This is a genomic window from Janthinobacterium sp. TND4EL3, from assembly GCF_900156175.1.
Taxonomy (GTDB): domain Bacteria; phylum Pseudomonadota; class Gammaproteobacteria; order Burkholderiales; family Burkholderiaceae_D; genus Janthinobacterium.
The window spans coordinates 141,553-160,060 of sequence record NZ_FTMV01000015.1 but is presented as its reverse complement, the minus strand read 5'-3'; the positions used below and the strand labels follow the sequence as shown (position 1 = coordinate 160,060).

Below are 18,508 nucleotides of genomic sequence, written 5' to 3'. Positions count from 1 at the left end.
TAGCCTGACGCTACGCGCAAGGGACGCGCCACCATGAATCAGTTGATATCTTCCATCGCCGACCGGGCCAAAGTGCTGCTGGTCAGCAATTCGCCCAACGAGGTGCGCGAACTGCTGTATGTGCTGGACCGGCATAACCTGGGCACGGGGCTGGCCGGCGATATCGACGAGGGCGTGGAGCTGGCGGCAGGCGGCACGGACCTGATCCTGCTCGACGCGGCCCTGGCGGGCACGAATATCGGCGCCACCTGCATGCGCCTGCGCAATGCGGGCGGCCGCCACAGCGTGCCCCTGCTGCTGATGTCGGCCACTCCCAGCGCCGAGGAACAGGGCCGCAGCGTGGGCGCCGGCGCTTCCGACTACATCAAGATGCCCTTCAATGCGCGCGATGTGGCGGAAAAAATCCTCATGGAACTGGCGCTGCACAAGGCCGTGGCGCCCGCGCCGCACGGCGCCACGCCGCCGCGGCCCCTGCATCCGCAGACGCTGGAAGTCAATTACCACTCTATCCTGGCCGGCTCGCCCGACGCCGTGCTGCTGTTCGACATCGACAACAGCCTGCTGATCGACGCCAACCACCTGGCCGAGGAACTGTTCGGCATGCCCCTGACCGAGCTGCTGCAAGGGGGCATGGAGCCGCTCTTCCCGCAACAGCAGAACGATGGCCTGTCTTCGCCGCAATTGCTGGAAGACAAGATCCGCGATACCCTGCAAGGCAAGATCGTCGTCTTCCGCGCCACCTGCCGCCACCGCGACGACCATCCCATCGAATGCGAAATCCGCCTGATGCGCTTGTCCGTGCCGGGGCGCCAGCTGGTGCACGCGCGCATCATCGACTTGACCGAACGCAACCTCGCCGAAGCCATGCGCTCGGGCCAGAGCGCCCTGCTGGAAATGGTCGCCAAGGGCGCGCCGCTGACCCCCACCCTGAACCAGCTGCTGCTGCTGATCGAGGGCCAGTCGCGCGGCGTGTACTGTTCCATCATGCTGCTCGACGATGACGGGTGCCACATGCACAGTGCGGCCGGCCCCAGCCTGCCGTCCGAATACATGGCCCTGCTCGAAGGCGTGGAAATCGGTCCCGGCGTGGGCTCCTGCGGCACGGCCATGTTCCGCCGCGAGCAGGTGGTCGTCAGCGACATCATGCAAGACCCGCTGTGGGCGCCCTACCGCGAGCTGGCCGCGCCGTTCGGCCTGCGCGCCTGCTGGTCGCGCCCCATCTTCGGCCAGGAGGGCAATGTGCTCGGCTCGTTCGCCATGTACTACCGCGAAGTGCGCAGCCCCGACGCGCACGAGCAGGGCCTGATCGATACGGCCACCGACCTGGCCGGCATCGCGATTGGCCGCATGCGCCATGAACGCGAACTGCAGCGCCACCGCGCCCACCTGGAAGAACTGGTGGCCGAACGCACTGCCGCCTTGACGCAGGCCAAGGAACAGTCGGAACAGGTCAACCGCGAGCTGGCCGCCGCGCTGGAAAATCTGTCCATCACGCAGGAAGAACTGGTGCGGCGCGACAAGCTGGCCGCGCTGGGCGCGCTGGTGGCCGGCATCGCGCATGAACTCAATACGCCGATCGGCAACGGCCTCGTGGTGGCCACCACCATGGCCGAGCGCACGCGCGAACTGCAGGCCTCCTTCCTCGACGGCCTGCGCCGCTCCGAACTGGGCGCCTACCTGGCCCAGGCCAGCGAAGCCGACGCCATCATGCTGCGCAACCTGCAGCGCGCCGCCGACCTCGTCTCGAGCTTCAAGCAGATCGCCGTCGACCGCGCCAGTTCGCAGCGCCGCCATTTCCTGCTGCGCCAGTTCGTCGCCGAGCTGATGCTGCCCCTGTCCACGCCGCTGAAGGCCGCGAGCCTGACGCTGACGCAGGACGTGCCCGAGGACCTGGCCATGGACAGCTATCCCGGTCCGCTGGGCCAGGTGCTGGGCAACCTGCTGGAAAACTGCCTGCGCCATGCCTTCGACGGCCGCAGCGGCGGCAGCATCGCCGTCAGCGCGCGCGCCAGCGACGATGGGCAGGGCATCGTGCTGTCCGTGGCCGATACGGGCGTGGGCATCTCGACCGACGACCTCACGCATGTCTTCGATCCCTTCTTCACCACCAAGCTCGGCTCGGGCGGCTCGGGCCTGGGCCTGCACGTGGCGCACAACATCGTCACGGGCGTGCTGGGCGGCCATATCGACGCCAGCAGCAGCCCCGCCGGCACCACCTTCACCCTGCTGCTGCCGGCCGTCGCGCCCCAATCGCCCGCCGCCTGAGCGCCGCTGGCGCTACAATGCAGCCACCGCTTTCCGATGGAGTCTTGCCATGAAATACATTCTCGCCACGGCCCTGCTGGCCATTTGCGCCGGCGCCTGGGCCGGGCCGGCCCCCTGGTACCAATGGCGCAGCAAGATCGACGGCACCCTGTCCTGCGCCCAGACCACCCTGGGATTTGGCTGGGAACGGGCCTCGGGACCGTACAAAGATAGCCGTTGCGAAAAACCGGCGCTTGTTAAATAATGGGGCCATGACCACACGGGGCACCGGCTTGAGATCAAGCGATGGCATTGCGGCGTCGAAAGAGTATGGAACGATAAGAACGTATCTATTCAAACCGAGGAGACCACATGTTTACAAATCCCGAACAATTCGCATCGGCCACCAAGGCCCTGTTTGAATTCCAGCTGATGACCTTCAACACCCTCACATCCAAGGCCGTGCAAGGCGTGGAACAGGTGCTGGCATTGAACATGGCCACCGCCAAGTCCGGCATCGAGGATGGCCTTGCCGCCGGCAAGGAAATCAGCCAGACCAGGGACCCGAAGGCCGCCATGGCCGCCGCCGCTGCCCAGCTGCAACCGGGCGTGGCCGGTGCCAAAGCGTATAAACAGCAACTCGACGACATCATCAAGGAAATCCACACGGAATTCACCACGGCCGCCGAAGCCCACGTGGCCGAAGCGAAAAGCAATCTGAGCGCCCTGATCTACGACGTCACGAAAAACGTGCCGCCAGGCTCGGAAAACGCTGTCGCCATCGTCAAGGCCGCCATCGACAACGCCTTCCTCGGCTACGAGCAGGTGACCAAGGCCACCAAGCAAGCCGTGAAGACCGTGGAAGAGCAGATCGCCAAGGCCAGCGCGCAAGTGGCGCAAGCCTCGGAAAAGGCCACGGCCGGCGCGCAGGCTGCCGCTGAAAAGGCGGCGCCAGCGGCCAAGCCGAAGGCTGCCAAGAAATAAGTTAGCAAGAAGCAACTTCGCAACTATCGGAGCCTGAGTTTCAGGTTCCGATAGGCATGACCCTGTACACGCAGCGCCGCCCTCCCTCCAGCAGATACTCGCTGCGTTCCACCGTACAATCGTCCCCCAATACCCGCTGAAAAATGGCCAGCTCCGAGCGGCAGAAATTCTGGCACGCCGTGGCGGCCGCGCAGATGGGGCAATGGTTTTCCACCAGCAAGACACTGCCATCGTCCTGCGGTTCCGCGTGGGCCATGTAGCCTTCGCCATCGCGCACGCGGGCCAGGCTATCCACCCTTTGCGCCAGCGCAAGCCCAGGGTTGACCAGCTTGCCGTAGGCCGCTTCGCTGCTGCGTTCGCGCGCGCCGATCAATTGATCCAGGCCCGCGTCGCCGAACAGGGTTTTGACTTGCGCGATCAATTCCAGCGTCAAGTCGGCATGGCGGTCGGGAAAGCGCGCATGGCCCTCCCGCGTCAGCTGCCAGCGCCGCGACGGACGCCCCACCTTGTCGGCCACGTCCTCGAAGGCCACCAGGCCCTTGTCCAGCGCCGCTTCCAGCTGGCGCCGCGCGCCCATGGAGGTGATGTCGAGCAAGGCCGCCAGTTGCTGCGCCGTCTGCGGCCCGCGCATCTTCAGCAGGAACAGGGTCTGTTCCGACGTGTTCAGGCTGCCGCTCACGCCACGGCTTTCGCGTCAACCTCGCCGGCCAGCTGGCGGCGCCAGGCCGCCATGCGCCACGCGGCCCAGGCGGCGGACAAAGCGCCCGCGACGAGGATCAGCCGCGTGTCGATCAGGGTCAGCACGGAGCCGCTCAAGGCCACGACGATGTTGGCGATGCAAAAGGTGGTGGCCAGCAAGCCCATCACGGCACCCTGGCCGTGCGCGCTGAAGCGTTCAGCGCACCAGCCCTGGATCACCGTGTTGTACAGCGCGTTCGGAATGCCGAACAGCACGATGGCGGCAATCCCCACCCAGATGTTGCCCAATGCCAAAATCCCGACGGCCAGCGCCACGCCGCACGCATACCAGCTGGCCCGCAGCAAGGGCGCGTGGCGGCTGGGGCCGCCCGCCAGCAAGGACGTGACCGTCATCGTGCCGCACAGGCCCACATTCACCCAGGCAATTTCCTGCGCATGGTAATTGGCCGTCTCGACCAGCCACAGCGGATAAAACTCATAGAAGCTGGCCACGCCGCAGGTGAGCGCCAGCTGCACGATGAACAGGGTGCGCAGCTCCTCGTGGCGCAGCAGGTTCAGCGAATGGCGGTCGCGCGCCACCTGCCACCACGACGTCGTCAATAGCGAGGGCGTTTCGCGCGGCAAGCCGACGGCCACCAGCACGGCGACGAGCATCAGCGCGGCGGCGGCGATCCAGAACGGCACCGTCACGCCCCAATGCAGGGTCGCCCCCGCCAAAATCGGCCCCACCAGCCAGCCCAGGTAAAACGCGCCATTCAGCCAGGACATGGCGCGCAGGCGCAGCGGGCCCGTCAGCTGGTCGGCCAGCATGGCGCGCGCCACGGCGCCATTTCCTTCCAGCAGGCCGGTGATGAAACGGGCCACGATGAACAGCGGATACGACTGGATTACCAGCGCCCAGGCCGTAATCGCATGGCCGATGGCGGCCCCCACGGCCGTGCGCATCAGCAAGGGACGGCGGCCATAGCGGTCGGACAAGGGCCCCAGCAGGGCGGAGCCGATCTGCAAGCCCAGCGGGTTGATGGTCAGGGCCAGGCCGAACAGCAATTTCGACGGCAAGCCGAGGAAATTGTTGAAGGCGTTCGGTGCTTCGGCGGCGAACAGCGGCGGCAAAATCGGGTACGGCAGCGAGGCGCCGATGGTCGACAGCAGCGCCAGCAGGCAGGCGGCGGAAATCAGGATGATGTTTTTCATGCGGGCTCGATCAATGGTGTCTGGCAAGACTACGTGGCCATGCCATATAAGTAAACTGAAATGTTTATTAATTGCCGCTAGCATTGCTGCCGTGCGCGCCATTGCCTCGGCTATCATGCCCGCATGAATCACGTTGAACAGGACACCCATGACACTGTCAGAAATTGAACGGCAACACGGTTTCGCCTACCCCTCGCTGTACCGGCAACTGGAGCGCGACGGCATGCTGGACGTGGGCGAATATGGCCCCGACTGGTACAAGCTGGTCTATCCCACGTTGAAGGACAAGCCCACCCTGCTGCTGCATGCCGATGATTTCGAACTGCTCAATCTCAAGGCCGTGGCCGAAGAGGCGGACACCTTGCGCGACGCGGAGGATTACCGGCAGGTCGACCCCGCCTTGCGCTTCATCCCGTTCGCGCAAACGGGCGCGGGCGACCACTACTGCTTTTTCGCGTCAGGCGAACAGGACGGCGAACTGCCCATCGTGCTGCTGTGGCACGACCAGAATGAAGCCCAATATGTTGCCCGGAATCTGCAGGACTTCCTGTTTCACATGTTATTAAACAGCATGGCGGACCAGGATACCTACAACGAGGTCAGCGACGAGGAATTCAGGGAGCAGCTGGAAAACACCCTGGGCACGCATGCGCGCTACCTGCCGCCGGAACAGGCGCAGATACTGCACGCGCTGCTGGCCAGGGACATCGTCGATTACGAGGTGGCGCTGCCGAAAGGACGCAGGCAAGCGCACCGGGGCTTGCTGACCGATATAGAACTGGCCAGCCTGCGCAGCGAATGCATTCCCTACGAAAAGTTCGACAGCGGTTTTGCCTACGGCACGGCTGGCTGAGCATAAAATCGCTGTGCAAGCGGCGGATGAAGGTTTAAACTGTATATAAACACAGTAAAAACCATCACCTTGCAACTTGCCCTATTGCCATCCCCATGCTGAGAGTCCTGGAAAATCCCCTGTACTATCTGGATAATTTCCAGGATGTGCTGAGCTGGATCAGCGCGCGTTACGCCGATCTGCTGAGCGCTGAAGAGACGCGCTTCATCGCCGCATTCGGCCAGCTGCCGCAGCCGTCGCGCGCCCTGTTCGTGCGCCTCGTCATGCGCAAGGGCTGCCTGTTTCGCGCCAGCAAACTCAATTACCCGGAAATCGGCGACACGCGCGCGGCCGCCCTGCCCTTGCTGGCCACGGGCTGGGTGGAAGCCGATCCTGTCATTGCGCTCGATGAACTGTTCGAGCAACTGCTGAAAGGGGAAATCGCCCAGGCGTTCGGCCTCGCCCCGCCCCTGAAGGCGGCGCGCAAGGCGGAGCAGCTCGATGCCTTGCGCGAGCAGCACGGGGAAAATAAACCGTTTTCCGCCTGGCATCCGGCTTCCGGCGACGTGCTGTACCGCATCGGCCTGCAAGCGCTGTGCGACCGCTTGCGCCTGATTTACTTTGGCAACTATCATCAGGACTGGTCGGAATTCGTGCTGTCCGACTTGGGCGTGTACCAATATGAAAAAGTGGAATTCTCGCCCGAATCACGCGGTTTTCGCACGCGCCAGGATATCGAGCACTACGAAGTGCTGCACCAGTGCCGCGAACGCTACAACGACAGCGCCCCGGCGGACGAAGTGCTGCAGGAACTGGCCGCGCTGCCATTACCCCAAGACAATACCTGGCTGGCCAGCCGGCGCGACAAGCTGCGCTTCCAGATCGCCCAGCACCTGGAAAAATGCCAGGACTGGCCCGCCGCCTACCGCGCCTACGCCGATTGCCGCTATCCGGGCGCGCGGGGCCGCGCCATCCGCGTGCTGGAAAAAGATGAACAGCCGCAAGCGGCCTACGAGCGCCTGCTGATCGCCCTGGCCGCGCCGGAAAGCGAGGCGGAGCAACAATTGCTGCTGCGCATGGCGCCGCGCTTGCGGCGCAAGCTGGGCCATGGAAAACAGGCGGCAGGCGCAGCCGCCAGCGTCGAGCGCATCGACCTGCTGCTGCCGCATCCGGGCGCGGCGTGCTACGTGGAAGGCGTGGTGCAGCAACACCTGATGCAGGACGACTCTCCCGTGTACTACGTGGAAAACACACTGATCAACTCGCTGTTCGGCCTGCTGTGCTGGCCCGCCATCTTCAAGGCGATACCGGGCGCCTTCTTCCACCCGTTCCACCGTGGCCCGGCCGACTTGCACAGCGCCGATTTCTGCCAGCGCCGCAGCAGCGACTTCGCCGCCTGCCTGGCGCAGTTGGACGACGGCAGCTACCACGCCGCCATCCGCGCCACCTTTGCCGCCAAGCACGGCATCGTCTCGCCCTTCGTCAGCTGGGAGGCGCTGGGCGACGGCTTGCTGGACCTGGCGCTGGCCTGCATCCCGGCCGACCACCTGAAAAAGGCATTCGAGCGCATCTTGCTCGATATCAAAAGCAACCGCAGCGGCTTGCCCGACCTGATCCAGTTCTGGCCCGGAGAACGGCGCTACCGCATGATCGAAGTCAAGGGCCCGGGCGACCGCCTGCAGGACAACCAGCTGCGCTGGATCGCCTATTGCGCCGAACACGCCATGCCCGTCAGCGTATGCTACCTGCAATGGCAGGCGGCAGCATGAGCGGCCGTACCTACACCATCGCCGTGCGCGCCCTGTGCGAATTCACGGCCAAGGTGGGCGACCTGGACCTGCGCTTTACCCCCTCGCCCACGGCGCAGGAAGGCATGGCCGGCCACGCCACCGTCACGGGCCGGCGCGACGACGATTACCAGCGCGAAATCAGCCTGTGCGGCGACTTCGGCCCCCTGCACGTGCGGGGCCGCGCCGATGGCTACGACCCGGCGCGCCGCCAGCTCGAAGAAATCAAGACCTACCGCGGCGAACTCGACACGATGCCCGCCAACCACCGCCAGCTGCACTGGGCGCAGGCGCGCATCTACGGCCATTTGCTGTGCCAGCAGCTGAACCTGCCCATGCTGCGCGTGGCGCTCGTGTATTTCGACATCGTGAGCCAGAAGGAAACGGTCATGCACGAGGAATGCACGGCCGAGGCGCTGCGCCTGTTCTTCGAGCAGCATTGCGCGCTGTTCCTCGACTGGGCCGAGCAGGAAATGGCGCACCGGGCCAGCCGCGACGCGCAGCTCACGGCCATGGCCTTTCCCCACGCCAACTTCCGCCCGGGACAGCGCCAGCTGGCCGAGGCCATGTACAAGGCCAGCAGCCGTGGCTGCGGCTTGCTGGCGCAGGCGCCGACCGGCATCGGCAAGACGGTGGGCAGCCTGTTTCCCATGTTGAAAGCGACGGCCGCGCATGGCCTCGACAAACTGTTTTTCCTCGCCGCCAAGGTGCCTGGCCGCCAGATGGCGCTCGACGCCTGCGCCATCCTCAAGGAGAGCGCCCCCCTGCTACCCCTGCGCGTGCTGGAACTGAGCGCGAAAAACAGCGCCTGCGAGCATCCCGACAAAGCGTGCCATGGCGAATCGTGTCCGCTGGCCAAGGGTTTTTACGATCGTTTGCCGCTGGCGCGCGAGGTGGCGCTGGCCAGTGGTTTGATATTGGACAAGGAAGCCGTGCGCGCCATCGCCTTGCAGCAGGGTATCTGCCCCTACTACCTGGGCATGGAACTGGCGCGCTGGAGCGACGTCGTCATCGGCGACTACAATTATTATTTCGACCTCAGCGCCATGTTGTACGGCATGACCCTGGCCCACGACTGGAAAGTCAATGTGCTGGTCGACGAAGCGCACAATATGGTGTCGCGCGCGCGCAGCATGTATTCGGCCGAACTGGCGCATACCGACCTGAAAATGCTGCGCAAGTTCGCGCCCGAGGGCTTGAAAAAGCCGCTGGACCGCCTCTCGCGCCAGTGGTCGGCCCTATTGAAGGAGCAGGATGGCGACTACCACGTGCATGCGGCCCTGCCCGACAAATTCTTTGGCGCCCTGCAAGGCGTGGCCACGGCCATCGGCGACTACATGGCCGAGCATGCGGCCGCGCTGGACGAGGATTTGCAGCGCTTTTATTTCGACGTGCTGCTGATCAACCGCCTGGCGGAAAGTTTCGGCGAGCACTCGCTGTTCGACGTCAGCAAAACGGACACGGGTTCCACCGTCTGCATCCGCAACATCGTGCCGGCCCCCTTTTTGAAAGAGCGCTTCGCGGCCAGCCACAGCACGGCCCTGTTTTCCGCCACCCTGAGCCCGTGGAATTACTACAGCGATACCTTGGGCATGCCGGCCGACACGGCCTGGGTCGACGTGGAATCGCCATTCCAGGCGGAACAGCTGTCCGTGCGCGTGGCCGATACCATTTCCACGCGCTACCAGCACCGCGCTGCGTCGCTGCTGCCCATCGCGCAATTGATGGCGAAGCAATACGCGGAAACGCCGGGCAACTACCTGGCCTTCTTCAGCAGCTTCGATTACATGGAAAAGACGGCCACCCTGTTCGCCCAGCACTACCCGGACGTGCCCATCTGGCAGCAGCCGCGCCGCATGGATGATGGTGCCCGCGCGCAATTTCTGGGCCGCTTCGGCCTGGAAACACGCGGCATCGGCTTTGCCGTGCTCGGCGGCGCGTTCGGCGAAGGCATCGACTTGCCCGGCGCCCGGCTGATCGGCGCCTTTATCGCCACCCTGGGTTTGCCGCAGATCAATCCCGTCAACGAGCAGATCCGCCAGCGCATGGGCGACATCTTCGGCGCCGGCTACGACTACACGTATTTGTATCCGGGCATGCAGAAGGTGGTGCAGGCCGCCGGCCGCGTGATCCGCACCACGTCCGACAAGGGCGTCGTGTACCTGATCGACGACCGTTTCTCGCGCCCGGAAATCCGCCAGCTCTTGCCCACGTGGTGGGATGTGCAGTTGGCTGGCGGATAGCACGCGGTTAATCTCTTCAGGTGTTGCCAGCCCGCTTGCGCGGCACACTGGCCTTCCGTTTTCCTGGGGGCGTCGCAGACGCAGCAAGCGCACTGTCATGGACATCGGCATCAACTTCCTGGCTACGCAGAAAATTGTGCAGTTCGATACGAACGCCGTTTTGCGCGACGACCGACAATTCCAATGTCATGCCCAGCGATTGCAGAAAGCGGCGCAAGGTCGAGACATAGGTATCGGTACGCTTTTCCAGCTGGGAAACGGCATGCTGTTGAATCCCGAGTTCCCTGGCAACCTCCGCCTGGGTCTTGCCCACGGCCTTGCGGAAATCCGTCAGCGTGGCGGCATGCGCTATCATTTCCTGCATTTTTTCCTGGGACAGAGCCGCAATTTTTGCCTGACGCTCGGCCGGCAAACTGTGGATCACGTCGTTCAGATTTCTTCCCATGGCAAGCTCCTGTTCCTAAAGTCATCTCCTGCCTTTGCCCTGCCTTGCTTTCGCCGTGGTCAGGTTTTTGAGGTGTTGCTCGTAGCGCGCATTTGCCTTGAACAACAAATCCCTGTAAAACCTGTCCTCGTCGACACCCTGCTTGGCTGCCGCAACCAGAATCACCGCCTCTCGCCGGGTATCGAAAGCAAAGACCGCACGCCACACCTCTGCCCCGTTATTGCCCTTGAAACGCAGCTCTTTCATGTTCGGGTGTTTAGGATTCTTCAACGTCCCGACATGAGGACGCCCGGCAGCCGGACCCAGCTTCGACAGCGCATCGGCACTCGCCAGCAATTCATCCTGGACATCTATCGGCAGAGCATCGAATTCCGCATCGAAGTCATCGTGAAACGTGACCGGCCAAATCTTCGGTGCATTCAATTATCATCTCCTGATGATATCACGCATAGATGATTATGCATCTACGCCACAGAAAATGCTAGCCCACCAATAATCTGAGTTTCTGGTAGCCCGCCTTGCTCACCGGTATCCTCGTCTCGTCGCGCAAGATGGCCACGTGGCTGTCCTTGGTGGCCGCCTCGATGCGGCGGATACCGTCGATATTGAGCAGGTAGGAGCGGTGCACGCGCAGGAACTTGGCGGGGTCGAGCTGGGTTTCCAGCTCCGCCAAGGTCTGGCTTTTCAGGTAGGACTTGCCCTCGGAACGGATGCTGATGTAATCGTCCTGCGCCTCGATGTAATCGATCCGGGCGCTGGCGATCACGTGGACCTTGGCGCCGTCGCGGATCAGCACGCGGTCCAGGGGCGCGGCGCGCGTGGCCGCCTCGCGCGCCAGCGCTTGCACAGTGTCGGGCGTGCTGCGGTGGGCGCGCGCATGGGCCAGCGCCTGCTCGAAGCGCTGTTCGCTGAACGGCTTGAGCAGATAATCGAGGGCATGGCATTCGAACGCTTTCAAGGCGTACTGGTCATAGGCCGTGACAAAGATCAACCTTGTCTTCGCGCCGATCAGCTCGGCCACTTCGAAGCCGTCCAGGCGCGGCATCTGGATGTCGAGGAACACCAGTTCCGGTTCCAGTTCCGCGATGGCCTTGACGGCGTCGAAGCCGTTGGCGCACTCGGCCACGATGTCGATATCGTCGTGGCGCGCCAGGTATTCGCGCAGCACGCTGCGCGCCAGCAATTCATCGTCGACGATGGCCACCCGCATTCTTGCCTGCATCATGCTTCCTCCGTGTCGCCGGTCTGCGCCGGCATGGAAATCATCACTTCGAACTGGCCGTCGCGCCGGCCCCAGTGCACGCTGGCCTCGTGGCCATAGGCGCCGGCCAGGCGCTGGCGCACGTTCTCCAGCCCCACGCCCGTGCCACGCGATGCCGTTTGATCCGCATCAACGGTGTTGCGCACGGCGATCTGCAGCAAGCTGCCCGCGCGCCGGGCCTTGATCTCGATCAGCCCGCCGTCCGTCAAATTGCAAATGCCGTGCTTGACGGCGTTTTCCACCAGCGGCTGTATCAGCATGGGCGGCAGCAAACAGGTCAGCGCGCTGGCGTCGATGCTTTCCGCCACTTGCAGGCGCGCGCCGAAACGCACTTGTTCGATAGCAAGAAAGTGGCGGATCAGCACCAGTTCCTGCTCCACGCTAATGTGCTTGTGCGCTTCCAGGCTCAGGCTCTGGCGAAAGAAACTGGCCAGTTGCACCGTCATCTGGCGCGCGCCCGCCGCATCGATAGACGTCAGGGCGCTGATGGAGTTCAGGCTGTTGAACAGGAAATGCGGGTCGATCTGCGTGCGCAGCATGCGCAATTGCGCGTCCTGCGCCGTCAGCTGCGCTTCCAGGCCCCGCTGCTCGGCCATCCTGGCGCGCACGAATTCGAGCAGCAGATAATGGACGGCGGCAGCCAGGCAATACAGCAGCGCGCCCAGGCCGAAGAACAGGGCCAGCAGCGATTGCGTCAGGTTCACGCCCAGCCAGCGCACTTCCGGCAACAGGCTGACGCTGTTCAGAAATTGCAGCAGGGTCGCCCACAGCAAGCCCGCGAACAGGGCCGCCACGCCCACCACGCCGGCGATGGCCAGCGGATGGCGGGCGTGCAAGGGGTAGGCGCGGCACAGGTAAAACGCGGAAAAACCCGAGCCGATCGCATACACGAGCGTGGCGGGCACCACCAGCAGGACGGCATTGAGCCAGGGCGCGTGCGCCACCCTGGCCAGGATGAAGGCCAGGGCCAGGCCCAGCGCGATGCAGACCAGGAACACCACCACGGCGCCGCGCCGCTTCGACAAGGGTCCCGACATGCGCGCCTAGTTGCGGATTTCCAGGCCGCCCATGATGGCGTAGCCCGTCACGTACAAGCGCTTGTCCTGGTTCGGCGGCACGATGGTCTTTTCCTCGAAACCGCCAAGTATCGGCGTGCCCTGCAGCACGACGCTCCAGTCGGGCGGAATCTTGATGGTGACGCCGCCGCACAGGGCAAATATGTTGAGCACGGCTTCGCCTTCGATCGACGCCTGGCGCAAGTCGATTTCGCAGCCGGCCATGATGACGTTGATGTCGCCGCCCCTGAAGCGCTGCGACGACACGCGCCGCACGTAGCCGCCGAGAATGGCCGTCACTTCGATGATGCTGTCATCGTCCGCCTGGGCGCTGGCGCCGGGCGCTGCAGTAGCATCGGCGCGTTCCTTGTCGAGCGATACGGCACCATTCCTGGGCTGGCCGAAGGCGTCGGGTGCAGCGCTGGCGTCCGGTGGCGCGGCAAAATGCCGGCGGCGCTGCCGCTGCTGCGCGCCGGGCAGGGATTTCGATACCACGGCCACGCCGGCGGCGATGATGAGCAGCGGCCACAGCATGCTCCAGTTGATATAAAACAAGCCCATGGCTTTCAGGGTCCAGCTCAGGCCCAGCAAGACCATCACGCCGCCGAGTATGTAGCCGGAGCGGTTATGGCTTTGCGATATCTTCAGCAAGCCGAAAATGATGAGGATGGTGGGCCAGAAGCGGAAGGTATAGCGCACATTGATGAAGCCCAGGTTATCGAGCAGGAACAGCAGCCCCAGGCCGATGACGATCACGCCCAGCACGATCTGCGATGGCGAGTGCAGCGGCGGTCTATTTTTCATGCTCGGACTCCCGGTAGGCAATAAAATGTTTGTTCAGCAGCGGTTCGAGCACGAGGCCCACGCCCCAGGCGATCAGCAGGGCCGGCCAGCTGTTGTAGAAATTCAAATTCCATAGCTCCTCATATGACACATACCACCAGGCGGCAAAAAAGATCAGCCACAGCCCGCTCAGCACTTGCTTGGCGGACACGGGCGCGAGCAGTTTGTTCAGGCCAAAGAACACCATGATCACCGGCCAATAATGCCATAGCGCATAGTAATCGTGGAGGTAGATCACATCGAGCCGGTCCAGCAGGATGACGGCGCCGATGGCGATCAGCAGCACGCCACACAGCAGCTGGGTACGGCGGTAGTACGCTGGTTCAGGTTTCACGGTCGCCCCTTGAAGTTGATTGATCGTAAAGATACGCGGATTTCGGCCGCGCGCAAACAGCGCTTCGGCCAACGGCGGACAGGCAGCGGTGAATGGCGCAGCGGAGGGAACGGCAGGCAAAAAAAAAGACCGGCTAGGCCGGCCTTGAAGGGGTTCGCAGTACACACCGCGACCTGGAGTGGCAGTGCACAGCCGCGTGGCGCAGGGCGCCAGCGCGGGCAGAAATCTGGTGCCGATCCTTGAGGCGACCGGCTGACCTGCTGGAAGATCGAACATGCCGCCAACTTCACGGCAGTGCGTCTCAACCAAGCAAAGTCATCATACTCCTGATCGGGCAAAAGCACCGTTCGCTAGCGCACACAGATGCGGTTTTGCTGAGCTGCATCAAACAGCCGTGGCGTGCGGCGGCTGCAACATGTCATGCTTGATCCATGCCAGCACGGACGGTCCCTGCGGCTGCCAGCCCAGCAGTGTTCTGGCCCGTTCGCCGCGCACGCGGCTGTTGGAGCCGAGGCCGTACGACGCCATCTCGTAGCCCCATTCGGCGATCGCCTCGGGCAGCGGCCAGTCCTGCGCGGGGCCCAGGTCGAGTGCCTGGGCGATGGCGGCCGTCATGTCGCGGAAAGCCGCTTCGCCCGACTCGACAAAGTAAAACGTGCCGGCCGGCGACTTTTCCAGCGCCAGCAGATACAGGCTGACGACGTCGCCGATGTGCACGTTGGACCAGATATTGCGGCCCGGCCCCACGTGGCGCACGATGCCGCTCTTGCGCGCCTGTTTCAGCAGGCGCGGCAACTGCACGCTGTCGCGCGGCAAGGCGCCGTGTCCGTAGATCAGGGTGTTGCACAGCACGCTGGCGCGCACGCCCTTGTCGGCGCTGGCCAGCACCAGCTCATCGATGGCGACCCGTGCGGCCTTGTCGGCCGTCGGCGCCGGCAGCTTGTCTTCATAATAAATCTGTTCCGTGCCCTCGCCGCCCGACGCGTCGCCCACGATGGACGAGCCGCTGGTGTGCAGAAACACTTTGTTCGTGCCCGCCAGCGCTTCAATAATGGCTTCCACGGCGCCCCGGTGGTCGCTGCTGGCCGCATTGATGACGGCGTCCGCCGCCCTCGCCTGCTCGATGATCAGCTCGCGGTCATTCAGGGTGCCGACGATGCCCTGCACGCCGATGGCGGCCAACTCGGCCACCTGCTCGGGCTTGCGCACGAGGCCAGTCACCTGGTGGCCGGCGCGCACGAGGCCCGCCGCAATGGAACTGCCGATGAAACCCGCCGCGCCGGTCAAGAATATTCGCATCATTACTCCTTTGTTGGTTCAGATTGCAATCAATCACAGCAACAAAGTATGCGCGCTTTCGTCTTTCGCAAAAAGTGGCCCTGCGGCAAAAGATTTATGACTTGTGCGCAACAATCTTGAGCTGCAGGGCCGCGATGTAGCGGCTACGCCAGGCGGGGTCTTGCGGCGTGAGCAAGGTGAGCCTGTCGCGCGCGCGCGTGGCGGCCACATAAAAACGGTTCTCTTCTTCCAGCGGATCGGTCTTGCTGCGCGGGAACTCTTCGACGGCCAGGTAAGGCAGGATGACGTGGTTGTATTCGAGCCCCTTGATCTGGTCGATGCAGGCGATGACGAGTTTGGCCTTGCCGGTCGAGACCGTCACGGCCTCTTCCATCTCGCCCAGCCAGCCGGCAAAGCCGCCCAGCGCCACGCCCGCCTCGCGGCACACGGCGATGAAGCCATGCAGGGAACGGGCGACGACCCGCGCCTGGGCCGGATCGACATAGATGCGGCGCGCCGTCTGTTCCAGCTGCATCAGGCCAAAGATGTGCTGCAGCGCGTCGCCCGCCAGGGCATCGGGGGGCAGCGCGCGCAGGTAGTCGACGGCGGCCAGGGTCAGCGCCGCCTTGTCCTGGTTGACCGACTTGGCCAGCTGATTGGTCAGAAAACCTTCCAGCAAGTCCGGGTAGTTGGCCACGTCGGCCTTGGCTTGCTGTAACTCCGTGCGCGTAAACGGGATTTCCGCGAAGGCCACCAGGGCTTCGAGGATCTCGCCGCGGCGCGGGCCGCTCTTGATCGCGTGCAAATCCTTGCGGGCGATGGCGACCATGCCGCGCAGCATCAGCACTTCCAGGCTCAGCAGATAGCTGTTCATGTCCACCAGGCCATACGCGATGCCGCTCTGGAACAGCGCCGTTTCCACGCGGATCGCCTGGTCGCGGTCGCGCAGCAAGATGGCCGTCGTGCCCGCATGCGCGTGTTCGAGCGCGGCGATCAGCTGGGCGCTGCAGGCCTGCGGCTGCGCATGGTCGTATTCCAGCAGGTCGATGCGGGTGGCGCGCGACAGGGCCGACACGCTGGCCTTGTTCTTCAGCACGCCCACGGCCTGCGCCAGCTGCGGGCCGTAGCGGTACGATGCCGTCAGCGGCAGGCGCTGCAAGGCGGGAAATTCCTGCTCGAAACGCTGGCGCAGGAAGCGGTGGTCGGCGCCCGACCACGTGTAAATGACTTGATCCTTGTCGCCGGCGCCGCAAAAGAAGGCGTTGCCGCGGCGTATCAGCATCGTCAGCAGACGGAACGACGCTTCGTTCAGGTCATGCAATTCATCGGCCACGATGATCTGGAAGGCCGGCAATTGCTGGCGCAGCGGCTCGTCGCCGTCGAGCATGCGCACGAGGTCGTAGGTGGCGTCGAACGGGGCGCGGAACTGGATGTCGCCCGTGTCGGCGCCGCGCAAGCCTTCGTATTCGCGCAGCCACAGATAATGCGTGCGCGACATGCCCAGCATTTCCAAGTTGTCATCGAGCGAGTTGCTCTCGAAGTCAGGATTCTGGAAATCCAGGCGCGCCTTGGTGCGCAATTGCAATTTCAGGAATTCTGCGATGGCGCCGTTGGTCGTGTTGATTTCCAGCGGGTAGCGGTGAGCGTATTTCTCGGAGACCACTTCCAGCGCTTCCCAGGCCACGGGGCGCAGCTCTTCATCGCTGCGCATGGATGCCACCTGCATGTTTTCCAGCTGCAACAGCACCTTGGCGGCGAAGGCGTCGAAGGTATCGATGGTCAGGCGCTTGACGACGCCGAGCGGCACGCCCACTTCCAGCAGGCGCTGGCGCAGGGCCACGCGCGCCGCTTCCGTGAAGACGAGGGCCAGCATGCGCTCAGGGGCGCGGCCCCGGTGCAGGGCTTCGGCCAGGCGCAGGGCCAGGGTCGTCGTCTTGGCCGCGCCGGCATTGGCGTCGATCAGGACGACCTTCTTTTGCGCCGTCTGGATGGCGACCTGCTCCGGCGTGGGCGTGATGCGTTTGGGAATGAACTGCGGGGCGTTATCTGTACTCAAAGGAATTCCTGAAATAGTTGCTGCTTTTCACGCTATTACCAGGCGCAGGTGCGCAAGCCGGCAAAGATATCGCCCCGCTCGGGCGCATGGAAGGCGCGCATGCGCGGTGAACGCAGGCGCGGCGGCGTGGCGAACGAGGCCCCGCGCAAGACCTGGTACTGCATGAAATACGGCGCCGAATATTCGCGCCAGGCGGCAGGGGCAAAGCCCGGATACGGCTCGAACGGCGTCGCCGTCCACTCCCACACCTGTCCCCACTGAAAAAGGGGATGGCGGGACAGCGCAGCATACTCCCATTCCGCCTCGGTCGCCAGGCGCCGTCCGGCCCAGGCGCAATACGCCTGCGCTTCATACAGATTGATGTGGCGCACGGCTTCATTCGGCGGCAAGGTGGTGCGCAGGCCGAAGCGCATGGTGCGCCACTGCGTCGCTTCGCGCAGCCAGTAGCGGGGCGACGAGCGCTCCTGCTGCATCAGCCAGGCGCTGCCGGCCGCGCTCCAGAACTGGCGGTTCTGGTAGCCGCCATCGGACACGAAATCGGCAAACCGGGCATTCGACACGGGCGCGGCGTCGATGGCGAACGGCGCGACGTAGCAGGCGTAGGCGGGAGATTCATTGTCAAAGGCAAAACCGTCATCGCGCGGCGAACCGAGTTCGATGGTGCCACCAGGAAAGGCAATCTCGCCCGCCCCTGCCGGCACGGCGGGACTGGCCGCCAGGGTTTCCGGGCCTTCCAATCCCAGCCATTGCAAGCCGGCCAGCATTTCTTCGCCGCACAGGTCTTCATGCGCCAGCGCCAGCCGGTACGGCGCCAGGGCGCTGTCGACATTGGCTTCGCGCGAGAGTTTGTCGAGCACCCGGTCGAGCACTTCGTGGCAATACGTCTTCACGGCGCCCGGGCTGGGCAAGTCCAGCTTCCAGCGTGCGCGCTGTTCGACCATGTTGGCGTCGAACAGATCGTCGCCGCGCGTCAGCAGGGAGTTATACACGGCATCGGCCGGATGGCTTGACGGGGCTTCGCGCAGGATGTACCACTCGGCAAACCAGGCGATCTGCGCCAGTTGCCACAAGGGCGGATTGAGGCGCGGGTGACGGGGCAGGCCCGCCACCACGTCCAGGCCGGCACTGACATAGCAATCGAACAGGGACAAGGTGGCCTGGCGCGCGGCCACCAGCGACTGGGCCAGTTGCTGCGCGCCGGCATGGCGAAAAGAAGCGTTGATTAAAGTCATGGCCTGATTGTAACGACTTAT

17 protein-coding genes are annotated in these 18,508 nt (G+C 64.0%); 6 read left to right on the top strand and 11 right to left on the bottom strand.

The annotated features are described in order from the left end of the window. Positions 1-33 precede the first annotated feature (33 nt). From BXA07_RS22080 to phaP, 3 genes are all read left to right on the top strand, one after another. Complete coding sequence (locus BXA07_RS22080) at positions 34-2,265, top strand: ATP-binding protein (RefSeq protein ID WP_076570886.1); 2,232 nt, start codon at positions 34-36, stop codon at positions 2,263-2,265. A gap of 49 nt (positions 2,266-2,314) precedes the next feature. Continuing rightward, positions 2,315-2,509: a hypothetical protein gene (locus BXA07_RS22075; protein WP_076570884.1), complete on the top strand. Its 195-nt coding sequence runs from the start codon at positions 2,315-2,317 to the stop codon at positions 2,507-2,509. Between the two features lie 107 nt (positions 2,510-2,616). Continuing rightward, positions 2,617-3,228, top strand: coding sequence for a TIGR01841 family phasin (phaP, locus tag BXA07_RS22070; RefSeq protein WP_076570881.1), 612 nt, complete (start codon positions 2,617-2,619; stop codon positions 3,226-3,228). Between the two features lie 40 nt (positions 3,229-3,268). Here phaP and BXA07_RS22065 read toward each other — a convergent pair whose 3' ends face one another. Further along, positions 3,269-3,895, bottom strand: coding sequence for a helix-turn-helix transcriptional regulator (locus BXA07_RS22065; protein ID WP_076570970.1), 627 nt, complete (start codon positions 3,893-3,895; stop codon positions 3,269-3,271). 8 nt (positions 3,896-3,903) lie between these two features. Continuing rightward, on the bottom strand, positions 3,904-5,121 hold the full coding sequence (locus tag BXA07_RS22060) for an MFS transporter (RefSeq protein WP_076570878.1): 1,218 nt from the start codon (positions 5,119-5,121) through the stop codon (positions 3,904-3,906). A gap of 148 nt (positions 5,122-5,269) precedes the next feature. Between BXA07_RS22060 and BXA07_RS22055 the strand changes: the two genes are divergently transcribed. The 3 genes from BXA07_RS22055 (at position 5,270) to BXA07_RS22045 (ending at position 9,983) form a co-directional block, all read left to right on the top strand. Then, positions 5,270-5,974 carry an SMI1/KNR4 family protein gene (locus tag BXA07_RS22055; RefSeq protein ID WP_076570876.1) on the top strand — a complete coding sequence of 235 codons (705 nt, stop codon included), beginning with the start codon at positions 5,270-5,272 and terminating at the stop codon, positions 5,972-5,974. A gap of 95 nt (positions 5,975-6,069) precedes the next feature. Then, positions 6,070-7,722 carry a VRR-NUC domain-containing protein gene (locus tag BXA07_RS22050; protein ID WP_076570875.1) on the top strand — a complete coding sequence of 551 codons (1,653 nt, stop codon included), beginning with the start codon at positions 6,070-6,072 and terminating at the stop codon, positions 7,720-7,722. Next, positions 7,719-9,983, top strand: coding sequence for an ATP-dependent DNA helicase (locus BXA07_RS22045; RefSeq protein WP_076570967.1), 2,265 nt, complete (start codon positions 7,719-7,721; stop codon positions 9,981-9,983). The genes BXA07_RS22050 and BXA07_RS22045 overlap by 4 nt, the downstream gene beginning before the upstream one ends. A 16-nt stretch (positions 9,984-9,999) precedes the next feature. On the opposite strand, the gene BXA07_RS22040 is transcribed toward BXA07_RS22045, so the two are convergent. The 9 genes from BXA07_RS22040 to senA all read right to left on the bottom strand — a co-directional run bounded on the left by BXA07_RS22040 (position 10,000) and on the right by senA (position 18,487). Beyond that, a complete protein-coding gene (locus BXA07_RS22040) occupies positions 10,000-10,428 on the bottom strand; it encodes an XRE family transcriptional regulator (RefSeq protein ID WP_076570873.1) in 429 nt (142 codons plus the stop codon). Positions 10,429-10,449: 21 nt separating this feature from the next. Continuing rightward, a complete protein-coding gene (locus BXA07_RS22035; RefSeq protein WP_244556359.1) occupies positions 10,450-10,851 on the bottom strand; it encodes a type II toxin-antitoxin system RelE/ParE family toxin in 402 nt (133 codons plus the stop codon). A 58-nt stretch (positions 10,852-10,909) separates the two neighbouring features. Beyond that, positions 10,910-11,638, bottom strand: coding sequence for a LytR/AlgR family response regulator transcription factor (locus BXA07_RS22030; RefSeq protein WP_076570871.1), 729 nt, complete (start codon positions 11,636-11,638; stop codon positions 10,910-10,912). 11 nt (positions 11,639-11,649) lie between these two features. Next, positions 11,650-12,726, bottom strand: coding sequence for a sensor histidine kinase (locus BXA07_RS22025; RefSeq protein WP_076570870.1), 1,077 nt, complete (start codon positions 12,724-12,726; stop codon positions 11,650-11,652). A 6-nt stretch (positions 12,727-12,732) separates the two neighbouring features. Beyond that, entirely contained in the window at positions 12,733-13,548 is an 816-nt protein-coding gene (locus BXA07_RS22020; protein WP_076570868.1) for a LiaI-LiaF-like domain-containing protein, read from the bottom strand. Beyond that, entirely contained in the window at positions 13,538-14,197 is a 660-nt protein-coding gene (locus BXA07_RS22015) for a LiaF transmembrane domain-containing protein (protein ID WP_244556358.1), read from the bottom strand. The genes BXA07_RS22020 and BXA07_RS22015 overlap by 11 nt, the downstream gene beginning before the upstream one ends. Before the next feature lie 108 nt (positions 14,198-14,305). Then, the gene (locus tag BXA07_RS22010; protein WP_076570959.1) at positions 14,306-15,220 is read right to left on the bottom strand and encodes an NAD-dependent epimerase/dehydratase family protein; all 915 of its coding nucleotides are present in this window, start codon (positions 15,218-15,220) and stop codon (positions 14,306-14,308) included. A gap of 94 nt (positions 15,221-15,314) precedes the next feature. Further along, positions 15,315-17,255, bottom strand: coding sequence for a UvrD-helicase domain-containing protein (locus BXA07_RS22005; RefSeq protein WP_076570866.1), 1,941 nt, complete (start codon positions 17,253-17,255; stop codon positions 15,315-15,317). Positions 17,256-17,290: 35 nt separating this feature from the next. Further along, positions 17,291-18,487 carry a selenoneine synthase SenA gene (gene senA / locus BXA07_RS22000; protein WP_244556357.1) on the bottom strand — a complete coding sequence of 399 codons (1,197 nt, stop codon included), beginning with the start codon at positions 18,485-18,487 and terminating at the stop codon, positions 17,291-17,293. Between the last annotated feature and the right edge of the window lie 21 nt (positions 18,488-18,508).